This window comes from Rhodococcus sp. C1, assembly GCF_020809065.1.
GTDB lineage: Bacteria > Actinomycetota > Actinomycetes > Mycobacteriales > Mycobacteriaceae > Rhodococcus_F > Rhodococcus_F qingshengii.
The window spans coordinates 4790631-4808410 of record NZ_CP078080.1 but is presented as its reverse complement, the minus strand read 5'-3'; the positions used below and the strand labels follow the sequence as shown (position 1 = coordinate 4808410).

Annotated in this window: 18 protein-coding genes; 11 read left to right on the top strand and 7 right to left on the bottom strand. The window is 62.1% G+C overall.

Translation table 11 applies throughout. The annotated features are described in order from the left end of the window. Window positions 1–127 precede the first annotated feature (127 nt). The 5 genes from pdxH (at window position 128) to KTR60_RS21980 (ending at window position 5150) form a co-directional block, all read left to right on the top strand. Entirely contained in the window at window positions 128–841 is a 714-nt protein-coding gene (gene pdxH, locus KTR60_RS22000; protein ID WP_007733483.1) for a pyridoxamine 5'-phosphate oxidase, read from the top strand. Next, the gene (locus tag KTR60_RS21995; RefSeq protein ID WP_021332219.1) at window positions 838–2103 is read left to right on the top strand and encodes an MFS transporter; all 1266 of its coding nucleotides are present in this window, start codon (window positions 838–840) and stop codon (window positions 2101–2103) included. The genes pdxH and KTR60_RS21995 overlap by 4 nt, the downstream gene beginning before the upstream one ends. Window positions 2104–2144: 41 nt before the next feature. Further along, window positions 2145–3092, top strand: a complete 948-nt coding sequence (locus tag KTR60_RS21990) for an aldose 1-epimerase family protein (RefSeq protein WP_042921680.1) — start codon at window positions 2145–2147, stop codon at window positions 3090–3092. Window positions 3093–3450: 358 nt separating this feature from the next. Then, window positions 3451–4749 carry a citrate synthase gene (locus KTR60_RS21985; RefSeq protein ID WP_020908786.1) on the top strand — a complete coding sequence of 433 codons (1299 nt, stop codon included), beginning with the start codon at window positions 3451–3453 and terminating at the stop codon, window positions 4747–4749. A gap of 38 nt (window positions 4750–4787) precedes the next feature. Further along, window positions 4788–5150 carry an FKBP-type peptidyl-prolyl cis-trans isomerase gene (locus tag KTR60_RS21980; RefSeq protein ID WP_003940440.1) on the top strand — a complete coding sequence of 121 codons (363 nt, stop codon included), beginning with the start codon at window positions 4788–4790 and terminating at the stop codon, window positions 5148–5150. A gap of 92 nt (window positions 5151–5242) precedes the next feature. Here KTR60_RS21980 and KTR60_RS21975 read toward each other — a convergent pair whose 3' ends face one another. Beyond that, window positions 5243–6004: an ABC transporter permease gene (locus KTR60_RS21975; protein ID WP_228401261.1), complete on the bottom strand. Its 762-nt coding sequence runs from the start codon at window positions 6002–6004 to the stop codon at window positions 5243–5245. Continuing rightward, window positions 6001–6954 carry an ATP-binding cassette domain-containing protein gene (locus tag KTR60_RS21970; RefSeq protein ID WP_166502542.1) on the bottom strand — a complete coding sequence of 318 codons (954 nt, stop codon included), beginning with the start codon at window positions 6952–6954 and terminating at the stop codon, window positions 6001–6003. Before KTR60_RS21970 ends, KTR60_RS21975 begins: the two co-directional genes overlap by 4 nt. Window positions 6955–7048: 94 nt before the next feature. Between KTR60_RS21970 and KTR60_RS21965 the strand changes: the two genes are divergently transcribed. Continuing rightward, on the top strand, window positions 7049–7852 hold the full coding sequence (locus KTR60_RS21965) for a TetR/AcrR family transcriptional regulator (protein ID WP_007733476.1): 804 nt from the start codon (window positions 7049–7051) through the stop codon (window positions 7850–7852). Here KTR60_RS21965 and KTR60_RS21960 read toward each other — a convergent pair. Further along, the gene (locus tag KTR60_RS21960) at window positions 7787–8770 is read right to left on the bottom strand and encodes a sugar-binding transcriptional regulator (RefSeq protein ID WP_007733475.1); all 984 of its coding nucleotides are present in this window, start codon (window positions 8768–8770) and stop codon (window positions 7787–7789) included. The two genes, KTR60_RS21965 and KTR60_RS21960, sit on opposite strands and share 66 nt — an antisense overlap. A gap of 239 nt (window positions 8771–9009) precedes the next feature. Between KTR60_RS21960 and KTR60_RS21955 the strand changes: the two genes are divergently transcribed. The 3 genes from KTR60_RS21955 (at window position 9010) to KTR60_RS21945 (ending at window position 13174) form a co-directional block, all read left to right on the top strand. Then, the gene (locus KTR60_RS21955; protein WP_003940085.1) at window positions 9010–9837 is read left to right on the top strand and encodes an MIP/aquaporin family protein; all 828 of its coding nucleotides are present in this window, start codon (window positions 9010–9012) and stop codon (window positions 9835–9837) included. Between the two features lie 64 nt (window positions 9838–9901). Further along, on the top strand, window positions 9902–11410 hold the full coding sequence (gene glpK, locus KTR60_RS21950; RefSeq protein ID WP_003939742.1) for a glycerol kinase GlpK: 1509 nt from the start codon (window positions 9902–9904) through the stop codon (window positions 11408–11410). 48 nt (window positions 11411–11458) lie between these two features. Then, on the top strand, window positions 11459–13174 hold the full coding sequence (locus KTR60_RS21945) for a glycerol-3-phosphate dehydrogenase/oxidase (RefSeq protein ID WP_047270936.1): 1716 nt from the start codon (window positions 11459–11461) through the stop codon (window positions 13172–13174). 64 nt (window positions 13175–13238) lie between these two features. On the opposite strand, the gene KTR60_RS21940 is transcribed toward KTR60_RS21945, so the two are convergent. The 4 genes from KTR60_RS21940 to KTR60_RS21925 are packed head-to-tail and all read right to left on the bottom strand — an operon-like array spanning window position 13239 to window position 16415. Continuing rightward, entirely contained in the window at window positions 13239–14516 is a 1278-nt protein-coding gene (locus tag KTR60_RS21940) for a sensor histidine kinase (protein WP_065455309.1), read from the bottom strand. Beyond that, a complete protein-coding gene (locus tag KTR60_RS21935) occupies window positions 14513–15190 on the bottom strand; it encodes a response regulator transcription factor (RefSeq protein WP_228401260.1) in 678 nt (225 codons plus the stop codon). The genes KTR60_RS21940 and KTR60_RS21935 overlap by 4 nt, the downstream gene beginning before the upstream one ends. A gap of 12 nt (window positions 15191–15202) precedes the next feature. Continuing rightward, entirely contained in the window at window positions 15203–15766 is a 564-nt protein-coding gene (locus KTR60_RS21930; RefSeq protein WP_007733471.1) for a hypothetical protein, read from the bottom strand. Next, window positions 15759–16415, bottom strand: coding sequence for a hypothetical protein (locus KTR60_RS21925; RefSeq protein WP_003939689.1), 657 nt, complete (start codon window positions 16413–16415; stop codon window positions 15759–15761). The genes KTR60_RS21930 and KTR60_RS21925 overlap by 8 nt, the downstream gene beginning before the upstream one ends. A 253-nt stretch (window positions 16416–16668) precedes the next feature. Between KTR60_RS21925 and KTR60_RS21920 the strand changes: the two genes are divergently transcribed. Both KTR60_RS21920 and KTR60_RS21915 read left to right on the top strand, forming a co-directional pair. Next, on the top strand, window positions 16669–17235 hold the full coding sequence (locus tag KTR60_RS21920) for a hypothetical protein (protein ID WP_058226116.1): 567 nt from the start codon (window positions 16669–16671) through the stop codon (window positions 17233–17235). A 63-nt stretch (window positions 17236–17298) separates the two neighbouring features. Continuing rightward, window positions 17299–17760 carry an RNA polymerase subunit sigma gene (locus KTR60_RS21915; protein ID WP_228401259.1) on the top strand — a complete coding sequence of 154 codons (462 nt, stop codon included), beginning with the start codon at window positions 17299–17301 and terminating at the stop codon, window positions 17758–17760. The last annotated feature ends 20 nt before the right edge of the window (window positions 17761–17780 follow it).

Sequence of the window (17780 nt, the reverse complement as noted above, 5' to 3'; positions counted from 1 at the left end):
CGTCTCGTCCCGATTCGGCGCTGTCGCTGGTGCGGCTCGCGGTCCGGGTCGGGTCTAGCCACGGCAAACTTTAGCGCGTGCCGCGTAGCCGTTGGCCAGTGAGTACCCGGGAGTAGCGTTCTCGGCTGTGTCGAATGAACGTCAGGACCCGCAGGCGGTGGACAACGAACTCGCGGCCATGCGTGTGGGCTATCCGCAAGCAGGCAGCGAATCGGAGTCCGTCGAGGACCGCATGAGTGCGGAATTGGATACTTCGGTTGTCGAAACCGGTTGGCTGCCCCTCATGCGCCAATGGCTCGTGGACGCCGTCGAAGCTGACGCGCCGGAGCCCAACGCCATGACTCTGTCGACGGTGGACGACGGTGGCCGTCCGGCGTCGCGCACCGTGCTCTGCAAAGGGCTCAGCGAGGACGGCGTCCTCTTCTTCACCAACTACGGATCCGACAAGGCTCGTCACCTCGACGCCCACCCGTACGCGTCGGCGAACTTCACGTGGCTGACCCTTGCCAGGCAAGTGATCGTCCGCGGCACCACCGAGCGGGTGAGTGCTCAACTGACGCAGGAGTATTGGCGAACCAGGCCTCGAGGTTCACAGCTCGGCGCGTGGGCGTCGTCGCAGTCTCGTCCGATCGACTCGCGTGCCGATCTCGACGAGCAACTGCGTGAGGTCGCTGCTCGATTCGGCGTGGACGGTGAGATTCCGGTGCCACCGAACTGGGGCGGGATTCTGATTCGGCCCGAGTCTGTCGAGTTCTGGCAAGGACGCGCGAACCGCATGCACAATCGAGTTCGCACGAGCCTGGTCGACGGACAGTGGTCCGCCGTCCGTCTCCAGCCGTGAGCCGGCTACTCGCGGACACGACTCCGCTCGAGAATCGCGACTATCGACGGCTGTGGACGGCCGGCATCGTCACCGTCATCGGCGCTCAGCTCAGCGTGGTCGCCGTACCGCAACAGGTGTACGAGATCACCCGAAGCTCGGCCTACGTCGGTCTGACGGGAATCTTCGGTCTGGTCCCGCTGGTCGTTTTCGGTCTGTGGGGCGGCGCACTGGCCGACGTCATGGATCGACGACGGCTGTTGATGATCACCTCGATCGGACTCGGCGTCACGTCGGTGCTGTTCTGGATCCAGGCTGCCCTGAACGTGAACAACGTGTGGTTGGTGCTCGGATTGTTCTCGGTTCAACAGGCGTTCTTCGCGGTGAACCAGCCGACGCGAGCGGCGATCATCCCTCGGTTGATTCCGGGCAGGCAGTTACCTGCCGCGAACTCGCTGAACATGACTGTCGTGCAGTTCGGTGCGATAGCCGGCCCGCTACTGGCGGGTGTCCTCATACCGTCGGCCGGTCTGCAACTGCTGTACCTGCTCGACTCGATCTTTCTTCTCGCCACACTGTGGGCGGTATGGAAGCTCCCGGCGATTCCGCCGACCGGAACGTCTCGGCGAGCCGGATTGAGCGAGGTCCTCGGCGGTTTCACGTATCTCGCGACGCAGAAGGTTCTGCTCGCGTCGTTCGTGGTGGACATCATCGCGATGGTGTTCGGGATGTCGCGAGCACTGTTCCCGGAGATCGCTCACGAATCCTTCGGTGACCCCGCCAGCGGCGGTTTTGCGCTGGGACTGCTGTTCGCGGCGATGTCGGTGGGAGCCGTTCTGGGCGGAGTCTTCTCGGGTTGGTTGCCACGGGTTCAGTACCAGGGGCGAGCCGTTCTGGTCTGCATCGCGCTGTGGGGGCTGTCCATGGTCGGCTTCGGCGTTGCCGTGTACTTCGCGAGTCCCGGTTCCAGTGTGATTCTGCTCTGGGTGGCGGTCGCATTCCTGGCATTCGGCGGAGCCGTCGACATGGTCTCGGCGGCTTTCCGCAGCACGATGCTCCAGCAAGTGGCAACCGACGACATGCGCGGACGACTGCAGGGCGTGTTCATCGTGGTCGTGGCGGGTGGTCCGCGTATCGGTGACGTGCTGCACGGCGGTGCAGCCTTCCTGTTCGGGACCGGTGTCGCGGCAGCGGGCGGCGGCTTCCTGGTGATTGTCGGTGTTGTCCTTTCTGCCCTCGCATTTCCGGCATTCGTTCGCTACAAGGTGGGACGCGCCGTCTGACGTCCTGGTTAACCGGTCGCTCGTGGTGGAAACTGGTACGTATGACTGCGCCGCACAGCACGGGTAGGGGAGGGTTCGAGATCCGTGGTGGAGGCTATCGAGCCGAGATCGCCGCGGCCGGTGCCGGGTTGCGGCTACTCGATCACGAAGGACCGAACGGTCAGCGCGCGCTGACCGAGACCTGGGCACTCGGATCGAAGCCACCGCTGTCGGCCGGATTGGTTCTCGCGCCGTGGCCCAACCGAATTCGCGACGGGCACTTCATGTTCGACGGGATCGAGCATCAACTCGAGATCACCGAACCTGCGCTGGGGAACGCGAGCCACGGGTTCGTCCGGCGTCGCAATTGGAGCCTCGTGGACCACACGTACGAGCGCGTCGAACTGTCGGTCGACGTGGGACTTCACAAGGGTTGGCCCTATCCGTTGCAGCTGACGGTCGCCTACGAGGTCGGTGCCGACGGACTGACCGTCACGCACACGGCCACGAACAAGGGTGCGACCTCGTCGCCGTTCGGGCTCGGAATGCACACCTTCATTCGCGCCGGCGACTTTCCGCTCGACGAATGTGCTCTGCATCTGGCAGCAGGCACGCGGTTGCCGATCGATCCGGCGAGGATGCTGCCGAACGCGTATTCGCAGGCAGTCGCCGGTACGGACTACGACTTCCGGACACCGAGACTGCTTGCCGGGGTGCAGTTGGACACTCCGTACAGCGCATTGGACGTCGTCGACGGCAGTGGTCGCACGCAACACGAGCTGCTGGCTCCGGATGGAACGGGCACTGCCCTGTGGACCAACCGCGAGTTCCCGTGGATTCAGGCATTCGTCGCAGATCCCGCCAACGACAAGGGGTATCCCGATCGCGGCCGCGCATTGGCTTTGGAGCCGATGACCTGCCCGCCTGACGCCTTCAACTCGGGCATCGATCTCCTGGTGCTTCATCCGGGTCAGACGTGGACGGGTAGCTGGGGCATCAAGGCGCTGTGATCCGGCTCTCATACCGTGGGATCGTGTAACACCAAGTAGGCATCAGCCGATAACAATCGGTTTTCGGTACCCCGTGTCAGTGGTCCGGAAGGTCCGACGTTGCTCCCATTTGCGAATTGCAGCCGAGATTTGCAGATCAGTGTGGGTAAATGCGCGATTCCGTAGACTGGAGTACCGGTCACGCGAGTGGGAAAGCCCAGACTGGAACATGTTTCAGTTTCGGTGGGTATGTCGGGTTCGTGAGTACCCGAAAAATAGCCGTGGAGCGACCCTCCTTCGGCACGATCTCTCCCGTGCGACTAGTTTCTAGTTGATCGCATGTAGTTACTCGTTGGTTCGAGCTTGAGAGGGATCCTTCGTGCCCGCTGACAATGACACAAAGCCCACGCTTACTTACCCCGGTGGTGAGTACACGATGTCCATTGCCAGGGCAACAGAGGGCAATGACGGCATCGAGCTGGGAAAGCTGCTGGCCACAACGGGGTACACCACCCTTGACCCCGGTTTTGTGAACACTGCATCCACCAGTTCTGCAATCACCTACATCGACGGTGAGAAGGGAATCCTGCGTTACCGCGGATATCCCATCGAGCAGTTGGCAGGTAAGTCGACGTTCATCGAGGTCAGCTACCTGCTGATCTACGGCGAACTGCCGACCGACGCCCAGCTCGAGTCCTTCACGGACCGCATCCGTCGACACACCCTGCTTCACGAGGACCTCAAGCGGTTCTTCGACGGATTCCCGCGCAACGCTCACCCGATGCCGGTTCTCTCGTCCGCAGTGAACGCATTGTCGGCGTACTACCAGGATTCGCTCGATCCCGAGGATCCGGAGCAGGTGGAACTGTCCACCATCCGTCTTCTCGCGAAGCTGCCGACCATCGCTGCGTACGCGTACAAGAAGTCCGTCGGACAGCCGTTCCTGTACCCGGACAACTCGTTGAACCTGGTCGAGAACTTCATGCGTATGACGTTCGGCTTCCCCGCCGAGCCGTACCAGGGTGATCCCGAGGTCGCCAAGGCACTCGACATGCTGCTGATCCTGCACGCCGACCACGAGCAGAACTGCTCCACGTCGACCGTGCGTATGGTCGGCTCGTCGGACGCCAACCTGTTCACCTCCGTCTCTGCCGGCATCAACGCACTGTGGGGCCCGCTGCACGGCGGCGCCAACCAGGCAGTGCTCGAGATGCTCGACGAGATCAAGGCCAGCGGCAGCACCGCAGCCGAGTTCGTCCGCAAGGTCAAGAACAAGGAAGACGGCGTGAAGCTCATGGGCTTCGGGCACCGCGTCTACCGCAACTACGATCCGCGCGCTGCGCTGGTCCGCGAAACCGCGCACACCATCCTCGCCAAGCTCGGCGGCGACGACGAACTGCTCAACATCGCAATGCAACTCGAAGAGGCCGCCCTCACGGACGACTACTTCATCGAGCGCAAGCTCTACCCGAACGTCGACTTCTACACCGGCCTCATCTACCGCGCGATGGGCTTCCCGCCGCGCATGTTCACGGTGCTGTTCGCCATGGGCCGTCTGCCCGGCTGGATTGCGCACTGGCGTGAAATGCACGAGGATCCGGCTACGAAGATCGGCCGCCCGCGCCAGATCTACACCGGCTACACCGAGCGTGACTATCGGGACATCACCACCCGCTAGCCCCTGCCCCCCAATTTTCGCCTCAACGAGGAGGACCCATGAGTAGCAAGCCCGTAATCGAGTTCCAGGAAGGCCCCGCGCCGACCGATCTGGTCATCAAGGATCTGGTTGTCGGAGAAGGCGCCGAAGCCGTTCCCGGTGGCACCGTCGACGTTCACTACGTCGGTGTCGAGTTCGAGTCCGGCGAAGAGTTCGACTCTTCCTGGAGCCGTGGCGAGTCCATTCAGTTCCCGCTTCGTGGCCTGATCAAGGGCTGGCAGGACGGCATCCCGGGCATGAAGGTCGGCGGACGCCGTCAGCTCACCATTCCGCCGGAGCTGGCATACGGCCCCGCCGGTGCAGGGCACCAGCTTTCCGGCAAGACCTTGGTCTTCGTGATCGATCTGCTGGACGCCAAGTAATCCACTGTGCGCCTTTATTAACCCCCCGCGGTTAATAAAGGCGCACAGCACAAGCAGCCCCGCACCGTCAGGTGTGGGGCTTTCTTGTGTGGTCAGCTCGCGGTCTTTCGTCGGTAGAGCCAGTTGGACCACACGAATCCCACGGCGGCGATGCCCAGGCACCACGCGAGGGCGATGGCCGCGCTGTTCCCGATCGGCGTGCCCATCAGGAGTCCGCGCACAGTCTCGATGATCGGAGTCACCGGTTGGTGCCGGGCAAACCCCTGCAGCCAGGACGGCATGGTCTCAGCCGGTACGAAAGCAGTGCTGACGTAGGGCAGGAACATGATGGCGAAGGTGAATCCGCTTGCAGCCTCCGGGTTCTGGGCCAAGAGTCCCAAAGCTGTCGAGAGGTACGACATGGCAAAGACGAAGGCGACGATCACAGCGGCGACGCCGAGCCAGCGCAACGGATCGCTTGTCGGGCGAAATCCCATGATCAGCGCAACGACGACCACGATCGCCGTAGTCAGGACGTTGCGGACGACGCTGGCCAGTACATGACCGGTCAGGACCGACGACGGAGCGATCGCCAAGGTCCGGAAACGGTCGATGATCCCGTCCTTCATGTCGCTCGAGACGCTGACCGCGGTGGTCGAGGCGCCGAAACCGGCGCACAGAAGGATGATTCCTGGCACGACGTAGTCGATGTACTCGCTACCGGTGTTGATGGCGCCGCCGAAGACGTAGACGAACAGCAGCATGAGCATGACCGGAAGGGCTATCGCGGTGATCATCGAATCCGGACTGCGCAGAACGTGTTTGAGATTCCGGCGGAGCATCACCGCGGAATCGATTGCAATGGTGGAGGTCATCGAACGCTCGCAATCTCGGGTTGGCCTGATCCGGTGAGCGCGAAGAACACGTCGTCCAGATCCGGAGTGTGAACGGAGAACTTCTCGACGGTGATCGACGGATCGTCGATCGAGTCGAGGATCGCTTTGATCGACGGAACTGCCCCGTCGGAAGGGATGTGCAGGGTCAAGGTCTCGGCATTCGAATGCGCCTGCGGCAGTGATGCCGCGGCGAGTTCGAGTTGGGCCAGGTTCTCGAATTGCAGTGCGACGTGGCCGCCGGGAACAAGGCGTTTGAGTTCGTCCGGTGTTCCCTCGGCGACGATGCGGCCGCCGCTCAGCACGCCGACCGTATCGGCCAATTCGTCTGCCTCGTCGAGGTATTGGGTGGTGAGGAAGATGGTGACGCCTGACGCTGTGAGTCCTCGAACGATCGACCACATGTCGTGGCGGCTTCGCGGGTCCAGGCCGGTGGTGGGTTCGTCGAGAAAGACGACGTCCGGTCGGGCGACGAGGCTCATTGCGATGTCGAGTCGTCTGAGCATGCCGCCCGAGTAGTTGCCGGCGCGTTTGTCGCCGAAGTCCGTCAAAACGAACTGGTCGAGCAATTCCTCGGCACGGCGACGGGAGTTCTTCCGGCCCAGGTGATTCAGTTCGCCCAGTAGGGTGAGGTTCTCGAATCCGGTCAGCAAGGTGTCGACGGCTGCGTACTGCCCGGTCACGCTGATGCGCCGCCGAACGTTCTGTGGATCTCCGGGCAGTGAATGCCCCGCGACCATGACCTCGCCTCCGTCGAAGGGGATGAGGGTGGTGAGAATTCTTACGGCCGTGGTCTTTCCGGCGCCGTTTGCGCCGAGGAGGGCGTACACCGATCCGGCCGGGACCGCCAGGTCGAGTCCAGCCAGTACCTGTTGATCGCCGTAGTGCTTACGGAGTCCGCGGACCGAGATTGCGGGGATCGTTCCTGACATCGAGACCTCCAACAAAAGAACTGTGTATGTCATAAACTCGTGTTTATAGCGTACACAGTTCTAGGATGATGGCAAGAGTGAAGAGTGGGAGCTTATGGATCGCGGAGCGCTACCGAGAGCAGTTGAACTGGCCTGGGGACTGGACCAGCCGGGAACGCGGGGTCCGAAGAAGGGGCTCAGTCTCGAGCAAATTCTCGACACCGCGATCGAATTGGCCGACGCAGAAGGCGTCACCGCTCTGTCGATGGGCCGCGTGGCCAAAGCGCTCGGGTTCACGACCATGTCGCTCTACCGCTACGTGGCAAGCAAAGACGAACTGATCGAACTGATTTCGGATCGGGTGATCGGGCCGCCGCCGGTGATTCCCGACGGCGTGACCTGGCGCGTCAAGCTCGAGGCGTGGGCGAATCAGGAGTATGCCACGATGCTGAGTCGACCGTGGTGGCTCAAGCTGCCCATCACGGCTCCACCGACCGGGCCCAACAACATGGCGTGGCTCGACGCGGGTCTGAGCGCCCTCGACGGGGTCGCCCTGAGCGCCGCGTCGAAGTTCCAGGTGGTGACCAACGTGTCGTTGTTCGTCATCGGCCGCGCTCGATTCTCGGCTGACCTGGCGTCTCGTTCAGCGCAGTCGGCAGACGACGACGTCGCATACGGCGCTCTCATTGCTCGTGTCATCAATCGGGAGGGATTCCCCTACCTGAGTGCCGCAATCGAGGAAGGCGGCTTCGAGGACGGCAGCCCGGAGGGTGAGGCCGCCGGCGACGATGCCTTCGATTTCAGTTTCTCGCTTGGCTTACTTCTCGACGGAATCGAGAAGCTGGTGCAGCGGTCAGGACACCAGCGCGGTGGCGCTGACGTCGTCGATGATCAGATCGGTGATCAGCCCGCCCCGTAGTGCTCCCTCCAGGGCCGGCAGTTTTGCTGTTCCGGCGACGATGCACACGCGCCTGGCGACCTTCTCGAAAAGGTCCAGTCGCGGGCCGCTCGCGCGCTCGTTGAGTTCGATTCCGCGGTAGCTCCCGTCCGACCGGAAGAAGACGGTTGCGATGTCGCCGACCACTCCGTCGCGTCGAAGTGCTTCTGCTTCATCGGGTTCGAGGTATCCGGCGGTGTAGACGTGACTCGGTACGTTGCCGCCTGGTACGCCGATGCTGAAGACTGCCAGGTCCATTCGCTTCTGCATGTCCAAGACGCGTTTGATGCTTCGTTCGCGCCACAGTTGCTCCCGAGTTTCCGGGTAGTCGAAGAAGGCAGGCACCGGAAATCCTTGTGGCAGAGCACCGTAGGCGTCGGCGATGGTTCTGATGATGTCGCTGGCGTAAGAGATTCCGGTGGTGCGAGTATTCGCAGCGCCGTTGAGTTGCACGACGTACGAGTTGTACGTGCGTTTGGGGGCAAGGTGCTTGCTGACTTCACTGAGTGTGGTTCCCCAGGCGATCCCCATCACCATGTCGCTGTCGAAGAACGACGCCAGCAGGCGTCCGGCAAAGGTTGCGACCTTTTCGAGTCGCTCGAGATCTCCCACCAGTTCCGGCACGGTCACCACGTGGGCGCGCACTCCGTACCGTTCCGAGAACTCGCGTTCGATGCGAGGAGCCTGGCCGTGCGGGGTGCTGATCTTGATCTCGACGAGACCCGAGGTGCGCGCGTAGGTGATCAATCGGGAGACGGTGGATCGGGACACCCCCATGTCGCGGCCGATGGCAGCCATGGTCTGGTCCTGGAAGTAGTAGAGGCGTGCGGCCTGAACTGCGTCGGCGATGCGCGGGTCCGCCGGATCGGAGGTAGCGGAGTCCGAAGTGGGAGTTTCCATGGGTTCGTCCTGTCTGCACGTACGTGCAAGAGCATTGAACCGAATCTTATCCGAGTAGGCCCAGGCCGAGGCGCTCGATCACGCAAAGTCCCAGAAGTGTGTCTGTTACCCGCGTTACGGTGCGCAAATGGGCCATTTGCACATATGTGCACGAGCTATGCGTGAATGTGCAAACGGCCTTACGCTACGGGTGCAGCAATCCAAACTTTGACATGCATCACAACGAAGTGAGGGTGGGGATGGAGAAAGCCAAGCGATTAGGGCTTCCAGGCGAGTTGGCAGCCGAGTTCGCCGGAACGATGATCTTGATCTTGTTCGGCGTCGGAGTTGTGGCGCAGGTTGTGTCCGGCGGGAGCGGTGGGGGTCTCGGCGGACACGACAGTATCGCGTGGGCCTGGGGACTCGGCGTCATGTTCGGCATCTATGTCGCAGGCCGGGTGACGGGTGCTCATCTGAACCCCGCAGTGACCTTCGCCTTTGCGATCTTCCGGGGATTCTCCTGGCGCAAGGTCCTGCCCTACACGCTGGCGCAGACCGCTGGAGCCTTTGTCGCGGCCCTGATCGTCCGGTGGAATTACAACGACATGCTCAATGCCATCGATCCCGGACACACAACGGCGACTCAGACGATCTTCTCGACGATGCCCGGAAACGGAACGCTCCCGGTCAGTCTGGGATCAGCGCTGATAGATCAGATCATCGGCACGGCGATCCTGTTGTTCCTCATCGTTGCGGTGACCGATACTCGGGGAACTCCGCCGCTCGCGAATCTTGCGCCCTTCGTCGTCGGTTTGATCGTGGTGGCAATCGGATTCGCATGGGCGACCAACGCGGGTTACGCCATCAATCCGGCCCGTGACTTCGGTCCGCGGCTGGCGTCGTATCTCACCGGTTACGGCAGCGCCTGGCGAGATCAGTACGGGAGCCTGTATTTCTGGGTGCCCATCGTGGGGCCGCTGATCGGCGCTCCGATCGGGGTGTTCCTCTACGACAAGCTGATTGGTCGATTCCTGCCTGACGAGTCGGTGGAGAAGGCAGCCGAGGAGCCGGCCACGATACCGGCCTGACGGCGAATCATCATCTCTGACAGTAAATCTTTCGCACTTTCTTCGACACCAAAGGGGTAGCACGATGGCGCAGTTCGTAGCCGCGATAGACCAGGGAACCACCTCCACGCGATGCATGATCTTCGATCACAGTGGGCACGTAGTCGCTGTCGAACAGCACGAGCACACACAGATCTTTCCGCAGGCAGGCTGGGTCGAACACGATCCGATCGAAATTTGGGACAACGTCCGCAACGTCACCGCGGGCGCCTTGGCCAACGCAGATCTGACCGCGGCCGACATCGCATCCGTCGGCATCACCAATCAGCGTGAGACGGCAGTGGTCTGGGAACGAGCAACCGGAAAGCCCGTTTACAACGCCATCGTCTGGCAGGACACACGCACCGATCGAATCTGTACTGCACTCGCCGGCGAAGACGGCCCCAGGAAGTACACCGAAGTCACCGGATTGCCGTTGGCCACGTACTTTTCGGGCCCCAAGGTCAAGTGGATTCTCGACAACGTCGAGGGCGCGCGTGAGAAGGCCGAAGCAGGCGAGTTGTGCTTCGGCACGATGGACACCTGGGTGCTGTGGAACATGACCGGCGGCGTCGACGGCGGAGTGCACGCTACCGACCCCACCAACGCGTCGCGCACTCTGTTGATGGATCTCGACACTCTCGCTTGGGATTCGGCGATCTGCGCCGACATGGGCATCCCCGAATCGATGCTCCCCGAGATTCGCAGCTCGTCCGAAACTTTCGGATTCGTGCGCGAACGCGGAACGTTGTCCGGCGTGCCGATCGCCGGAATCCTCGGCGATCAGCAAGCAGCGACTTTCGGTCAGGCCTGCCTCTCGCCCGGAGAAGCGAAGAACACCTACGGAACCGGCAACTTCGTGCTCCTCAACACCGGCACCGAAAAGGTGATGAGCAAGAACGGCTTGTTGACGACGGTCTGTTACAAGATCGGTGAGCAGCCAACGGTTTACGCACTGGAAGGATCGATCGCCGTGACCGGTTCGCTGGTCCAGTGGCTTCGGGACAACCTCGGCATGATCGACAACGCGGCCGACATCGAGGTGAACGCGCGCTCTGTGGACGACAACGGTGGCGCGTACTTCGTGCCCGCGTTCTCGGGCCTGTTTGCACCGCATTGGCGCGCGGATGCACGCGGTGCAATCGTCGGTCTGACAAGGTTCGTGAACAAGGGGCACCTTGCCCGGGCGGTGCTCGAAGCGACTGCGTACCAGAGTCGTGAGGTGATCGAGGCGATGAACCTCGACTCGGGTGTCGACTTGAAGGTTCTCAAGGTCGACGGCGGAATGGTCGCGAACGAACTCCTCATGCAATTCCAGGCCGATCTGCTCGACGTCGAGGTGATCCGCCCTGTCGTTGCGGAGACCACGGCATTGGGCGCTGCGTACGCCGCTGGTCTCGCGGTCGGGTACTGGGAGAGCGAGGACGACATTCGCAGCAACTGGGCGAAGGACAAGAGCTGGACGCCGTCGATGGATTCGGCCGAGCGTGAGCGCCTGTATGCAGGCTGGCAGAAAGCCGTCACTCGGACACTCGACTGGGTCGACGCAGACTGATCGCGGCGCCCCCATTTCTACCTATTTTCAAGTGAAGGAACAGTTTTCATGAGCACAGCACAAGCATTGAGTCCGTCCTCGCGGGCGGAGTCGCTGAAGAAGTTGGAAGAAACCGAACTCGACGTCCTCGTTATCGGCGGTGGCGTGGTCGGAGCGGGTAGCGCGCTCGACGCCGCAACTCGCGGTCTGAAGGTGGGCTTGGTGGAGGCTCGCGACTTCGCGTCCGGAACCTCGAGCAGGTCGAGCAAGCTGTTCCACGGCGGACTGCGTTACCTCGAGCAGTTCAATTTTGCGCTCGTGTTCGAGGCACTGCGTGAGCGGTCGTTGGTTCTGAATTCGCTGTGCCCGCATCTCGCGAAGCCGGTGCCGTTCATCTACCCACTCGAGAAGTTGATCGACCGGCCGTACGTCGGTCTGGGCATCGGCGTCTACGACGTGATGGGCGCAGGCCGCGGGGTTCCCTCACACCACAAGCATGTGGGCAAGAAGAAGACTCTCGAATCGTTCCCGTCCGGAAAGCGCTCTGCTATCCGGGGTTCGGTCAAGTTCTACGAGGGTCAGGTAGATGACGCCCGCCACACGATGATGCTGGCGCGCACAGCAGCCGAATACGGCGCACTGTGCGTGAACAGCACCCGCGTAATCGGCTTTCTCCGTGAGGAGGACCGCGTAGTCGGGGTGAAGGCCGTGGATCTGGAAACGGGTCGCGCGTTCGAGATCCGTGCTCGTCAGGTCATCAACGCCGCCGGGGTCTGGACCGACGAGATCCAGGAAATGGTCGGTGGGCGAGGGCAATTCCAGGTTCGCGCTTCGAAAGGTGTGCACCTGGTCGTCCCGCGAAACCGCATCAACTCCTCTACCGGAATCATCACGCGGACCGAGAAGAGTCTGCTGTTCGTGATCCCGTGGGGAAGCCACTGGATCATCGGTACGACGGACACCGACTGGAACCTCGACCTCGCCCATCCGGCAGCGAGCCGAAGCGATATCGACTACATCCTCGGACATGTCAACAAGCTCCTTCAGGACGAGTTGACGCACGAGGACGTCGTCGGTGTGTACGCGGGGTTGCGTCCGTTGCTGTTCGGCGAATCAGATTCGACCAGCACTCTCTCGCGTGAGCATGCGGTGTCGAGTCCGGTCCGAGGTTTGACGGTGGTCGCCGGTGGCAAGTACACCACTTACCGCGTGATGGCCAAGGACGCTGTCGATTCCGCGGTGCACGGATTGGAACAGAAGGTGCCGAAGTCCTGCACTGAGCGTATCCAACTTGTGGGTGCCGACGGCTACTTTGCCGCGCACAACAATCGGCATCTCACCGCTGAGCGCACGGGACTGCACGTTTCGACTATCGAGCACCTACTGGGTCGGTACGGCACTCTGGCTGACGAGTTGTTCGAACTCGTCGAGGCGCGACCGGAACTGGGGCAGCCGTTGGACTCCGCCCCCGAGTACCTCAAGGCGGAGATTCACTACGCCGCGAGTCACGAGGGTGCACAGCATCTCGACGACATCCTCACCCGTCGTACCCGCATCTCCATCGAGGTTACCGATCGCGGCGATGCGGCAGCTGCCGAAGTGGCGGAACTGGTTGCGCCGGTGCTCGGTTGGACTCCCGAGCACATTGCCGAGGAGATCGAGCACTACCGGTTGCGCGTCGCAGCCGAGCGGGAATCTCAGGAGCAGCCCGATGACCTCACAGCTGATGCGGCGCGCCTCGGTGCACCGGACGTTCGCACCGGAGTCACTGTCGGACAGGTTTGAGTCCGGGACGCCGATGGTCGGCCGGGACGCTGTGTCCCGGCCGATCGACCGAACTGCCTCGGTGTCAATCGAACTCGTCTGCCGAACATTCAGGGAGGTCGATCGTCACCACCGCGCCCTCGTTCGGATGGTTCGCGAAGTCGATACGAGCGCCGATGACCGCCGCTTGTCCCACTACGATCGTCAAGCCGAGGCCCAGGCCTGAGTTCGGGCCGCGTTCGACGGAGTTGGTCTGAAATCTCTTCGGCCCCTGGCGAAGCCACTCTTCAGTGAACCCGACGCCCCGATCTCGGACCGTGATGCGGGAGTGGTCGACGTGGACATTGATCGGCGACTTTCCGTGATTGCGAGCATTCAAGATCAGGTTGGCGATGATCCGCTCCAGTCTGCGCGCGTCGGTGTACGACACGGGGGTGCCGTGAACACTCACTTCACACTCGACTCCTGTGGTGGAAATCGCGTGACGCACCACCGGCGCCAGTTCCACCGATTGGATGTCTGCCTGCTCGGAGGTGGTGTCGAGGCGTGCCACTTCGATGACGTCCTCGGCGAGCCTCCTGAGTTTATGGACGCCGTCGCGCACCAATTCGGTTGGCCTACCGGGTGGCAGGAGCTCTGCGGCGCCGACCAGTCCGGAGATGGGCGTCCTGAGATCGTGCGCGATGTTGGCTGTCACGCGCTTTTCGGCGTCCAGTTGTCCCCGTAGAGCATCGGACATCGCGTCGACTGCATCCGCCAGTTCGGTGATCTCGTCGTCGAAAAGCGACCAGGTGACCGAGCGAACGCGGATGTCCGCTCCGGTAGACACTTTGCGAGCCGCACGGGCGGCCGAGCGCAATCGATACGACATCGCGAGTCCAAGCAGCACACCCAGGACGGCACCCGCTGCGATCACTGCGATGGTGGCGTTGCGAAGTGTCCGATCGACGCTGGCGATCGATTCCCGCTGCGCGGTGTACGGGACGCGAATCGCCACCACCTGAGTGTTGACGTCGGCAGCAGCCCAGACAAATGGCTGGTCCCCGCTGTCGACAAGGTAGGTGGCACGTTTGCCGCCCACCACGGCCTGACGCAACTCTTCCGGAACGTCGAGACCATCTGTGGTGGCGCGGAACAGCGCACGCATGCTGCCCGTTTCGTCCTGCAGCACCAGTTGGAGATTGCGATCAGCTGCCGCCCGCGCTGCATCCTCTTGGTTGTGTGAAAAGGTTTGATGCATCACGGTACTGAGCGTGATCGAGGCGACGGCGATCACGAACGTGATGGCCGCCGCGATCTTCCACTGAAACGACAACCGCCTCCCGGTGGACGGGAGCTTGGCGGCGAGATCCCGCGATCTCACCGATGGTTGTCCATCGTGTAGCCGAACCCCCGGACGGTCCGGATCTGTTCGGAGCCGATCTTCGTGCGCAATCGCTGAACGTGAACGTCGACGATGCGCGTATCGCCGCCCCAGTCGTAATCCCAGACGTCCGAGAGCAGTTCGGAGCGAGACCAGACTTTGCGCGGCACACTCACCATGACCAGGAGCAGCTTCATTTCGGTGGGCGTGAGAGCCACTTCGGCGCCCGAACGCGTGACGGTCACCAACTCGCGATCGATCTCCAGATCGCCGAGAGTCACGATGTCTTTCTCCGTACTGGAATGGGATTCGACCCGCCGGAGCACACTTCGGATACGGGCCACCAGGACACCGCTGTCGAAGGGCTTGGTGACGTAGTCGTCGGCACCGGCTTCCAATCCGAGAACGATGTCGACCGGGTCGTCGCGCGCGGACAGCATGATGACCGGCACCGACAGTTCCTCACGAATGCGCCGACACAGGCTGATTCCGTTCAGGTCGGGAAGCATCACGTCGAGGACGGCGATATCCGGCTTGGCGTCGACCGCCATATCCATTCCGGTCAACCCACCCGATGCGGTGATCACCCGAAACCCGTTGCGTTCGAGATTCAATTGCGTTGCTTCGCGTATGACAGCGTCGTCTTCGACCAGCAAAATCAACGGATCGGTCATCGGCCTTCGCTTTCATGGGAACGGAACACTCTCAAACCCTTCACCGGTCCACTTGTATGCAGTCGACGATTGACAGAACTCCGGAATGCCGGGGTCTTTGCACAGGTCGACCATGACCGACAATCCTCCGGTTGAGCCGACGACGTAGCGTCCTGGGTCTTGCACTCCGAAGACTTTGTGAGCGCCCGATTCGTCGATCTGGTAGACGAATCCGGCGACCATGAAGCTGACCGGTGGGGCCGGTCGTCCCCAGATGCCGACAGACTCGCAGGTGAAGACATTGACGACGGCATCTTGCCAAACGGCGCCTGTCACGGGGGAATACCGGATTTCGAAGGGGAAGTTCGCATCACCGCACAGTCGGAGACTGTCCTTGACCGCATCGGACACTTCCGGGTCTGCTCTGAGGAGGGCAACAGGATCGATGCTCAAGCCCTGTGAGAGATCCGAGGGGTCGAGTGATGCTGCGATATTCGGAGTGGGTTCTGATTCAGGCTCGGTGGAACAGGAGGCGAGAGCAAACGCGACCGGCAGGCAGACACCGGCGAGCATTGCGCGGCGACGGCGATCAATCACGGATGAACTCCATTCCATCCCAGTGGAACTCGGTCCGAAGCGGTGGACGGGGGCAACATTCGAACTCCGGTGGCCGCGGATCCGTTTCCAGGACAGACAAACTCGCGGCGCGTTGACCGCTGACGATGAACTTTCCGCGCTCTTCGACGGAGAACAGGCGCTCACCCAGTTCGGGATCGTCTTCACTCGAACCGGCCTTGCCGCTGCGGTAGACGTAGCCGGCAAGGTTGACCGAAATCGACACTCCGGTCCCGGGTTGGTGGGCCGGTTGGCACGGATACACATTCATGACGACGAGTTCGGTCTCCGGCACGATACGCGGTGCGCCTGGATCGAGAAGGATGGACCCGACCGAGATCGGATACCAGTCAGGGCACGACCGAAGTTCTGTCTTCACTCCCTCGGACACCCCAGGATCGTCGAGGAGCGCCCGGCCCAACCTCGAGTTTTCGGCAACCCGTCTGGCCAGGTCTGCAGGTTGTGTGACGGGCAACCCGGTGGAAGCGACATCGCCTTCGATCACAACGCCCTGGGTGGACGCGCAGCCGGTGATCACGGACGCTCCGAGGGTTGCTGCCGCGAGCGCTGTACCGAACAGGCTGCGAGTACGGTCTGATCGACCGCCGCAGATGTCACTCCGATACAACACGTTCCCCTCCCCGGCCGCTGCGAACCCTCTCATCGGCATGTGCGTTTTCATACGATCACAGGTGATCTCGATATCGGAGTTTTGCCACCCACCGTTACGTAATCGTATGAATGTCAGGACCGTCGAGAGTTGGTACGCGACCGACGGAATTCTGTTACGAAACCGATGGAATCAGGCTCCTAGAGTGAGTCACGTCGGTGTTCACCGCTTGGGCGGAACGAGCTGATCCGCGTATCGAGGAGTGTGAGAGCAAATGCGTGAAGTATTGCTGACCAATAAGACTCGGCGTCCGCGAGTGCTGCTCGCCGTACTGACGATCGGGGTGGTGTGCGCGATGACAGGGTGTTCGAGTGATGACAACAGCGCTCCAGGAGACGAACCGACGACTACATCGGTGGTTGCGGCGTCTACGACCCCACCGCCGCTGACCGCAGCGACCACTTCGGAGACAGTCGAAGGCTCGAACTCGGTGGGCGGCGGTACGGACGCATCCACCCCCGGAGTCCCGGCGGGCGGAGCTGCGCCGGCCTGGACCCCGGTCTCGACCAGCGCGGCTGCCCCTGCGGCCCCTGGTCCGGCTACCGAGTCGACCAAGTGCACCGATCAGATCAATTATGTGGGTGACCCTCGTTCGAATGCGGAGATCAACAGCATCGGAGAGCAGATGGGTTCATGCCCGGCGCCGCTCCCGCCCGATGCCGTCGAGCCCTCCGAGAAGTGCACCGACCAGATCAACTACGGCGCTGACCCTCGTTCCAACGCCGAGATCAACATCATCGGGGAACAAACCGGGATCTGCCCCGAGCCGATACGCCCCTAGCGAGTTCAAAACCTGAGCAGTAGTCGGGAATTCGACCAAGAGCCGAAGCAGGGGGAGATCGGAATGACAAGCAGGGCAGGTGGACGTTCGATCGACAGTGTTGCCGACGATGCGTCCCGAGGGGATCGGGACGCGATTGCAGAACTCCTTCAACGAATCGTGCCTCTGGTGACGCGGCGCTGTCGTGCCGAACTGCGACCGCTCGACGCTGATCGTATTGCCGTCGGTATCTGCCGATCCGTCCTGTCCGACATTCGGCGACGTAGACGTACCGGAGAAGCGTTCCTCGCGCATCTGTACGACGCGATCAGTCGCGAAATCGATTCGCTACCTGCCTCCAGTCGACTCACTCTGCCCTTCGGTGATCTGTCGGCCGCAGAACGCAACGTCTTGGTAGCTCGCATCGTTGTCGGCTTCGACGTGCGCGAGACGGCGCTGTCACTGAGAACGACAACGAGCGCCGTCGAACTCGCCCAACACCGCGCGCTGGCCAAGATCAGACGCGAGAGCCTGAGCGGCGCCTGAATCAACGCTCGAAAGTCAAC

What these genes read in the sequence shown, in the direction of transcription:
- KTR60_RS21990 (WP_042921680.1), top strand. Translation starts at nt 2,145, where the DNA reads ATGACTGCGCCGCACAGCACGGGTAGGGGAGGGTTCGAGATCCGTGGT.
- KTR60_RS21980 (WP_003940440.1), top strand. Translation starts at nt 4,788, where the DNA reads ATGAGTAGCAAGCCCGTAATCGAGTTCCAGGAAGGCCCCGCGCCGACC.
- KTR60_RS21975 (WP_228401261.1), bottom strand. Translation starts at nt 6,004, where the DNA reads ATGACCTCCACCATTGCAATCGATTCCGCGGTGATGCTCCGCCGGAAT.
- KTR60_RS21970 (WP_166502542.1), bottom strand. Translation starts at nt 6,954, where the DNA reads ATGTCAGGAACGATCCCCGCAATCTCGGTCCGCGGACTCCGTAAGCAC.
- KTR60_RS21965 (WP_007733476.1), top strand. Translation starts at nt 7,049, where the DNA reads ATGGATCGCGGAGCGCTACCGAGAGCAGTTGAACTGGCCTGGGGACTG.
- KTR60_RS21960 (WP_007733475.1), bottom strand. Translation starts at nt 8,770, where the DNA reads ATGGAAACTCCCACTTCGGACTCCGCTACCTCCGATCCGGCGGACCCG.
- KTR60_RS21955 (WP_003940085.1), top strand. Translation starts at nt 9,010, where the DNA reads ATGGAGAAAGCCAAGCGATTAGGGCTTCCAGGCGAGTTGGCAGCCGAG.
- glpK (WP_003939742.1), top strand. Translation starts at nt 9,902, where the DNA reads ATGGCGCAGTTCGTAGCCGCGATAGACCAGGGAACCACCTCCACGCGA.
- KTR60_RS21945 (WP_047270936.1), top strand. Translation starts at nt 11,459, where the DNA reads ATGAGCACAGCACAAGCATTGAGTCCGTCCTCGCGGGCGGAGTCGCTG.
- KTR60_RS21935 (WP_228401260.1), bottom strand. Translation starts at nt 15,190, where the DNA reads ATGACCGATCCGTTGATTTTGCTGGTCGAAGACGACGCTGTCATACGC.
- KTR60_RS21920 (WP_058226116.1), top strand. Translation starts at nt 16,669, where the DNA reads ATGCGTGAAGTATTGCTGACCAATAAGACTCGGCGTCCGCGAGTGCTG.
- KTR60_RS21915 (WP_228401259.1), top strand. Translation starts at nt 17,299, where the DNA reads ATGACAAGCAGGGCAGGTGGACGTTCGATCGACAGTGTTGCCGACGAT.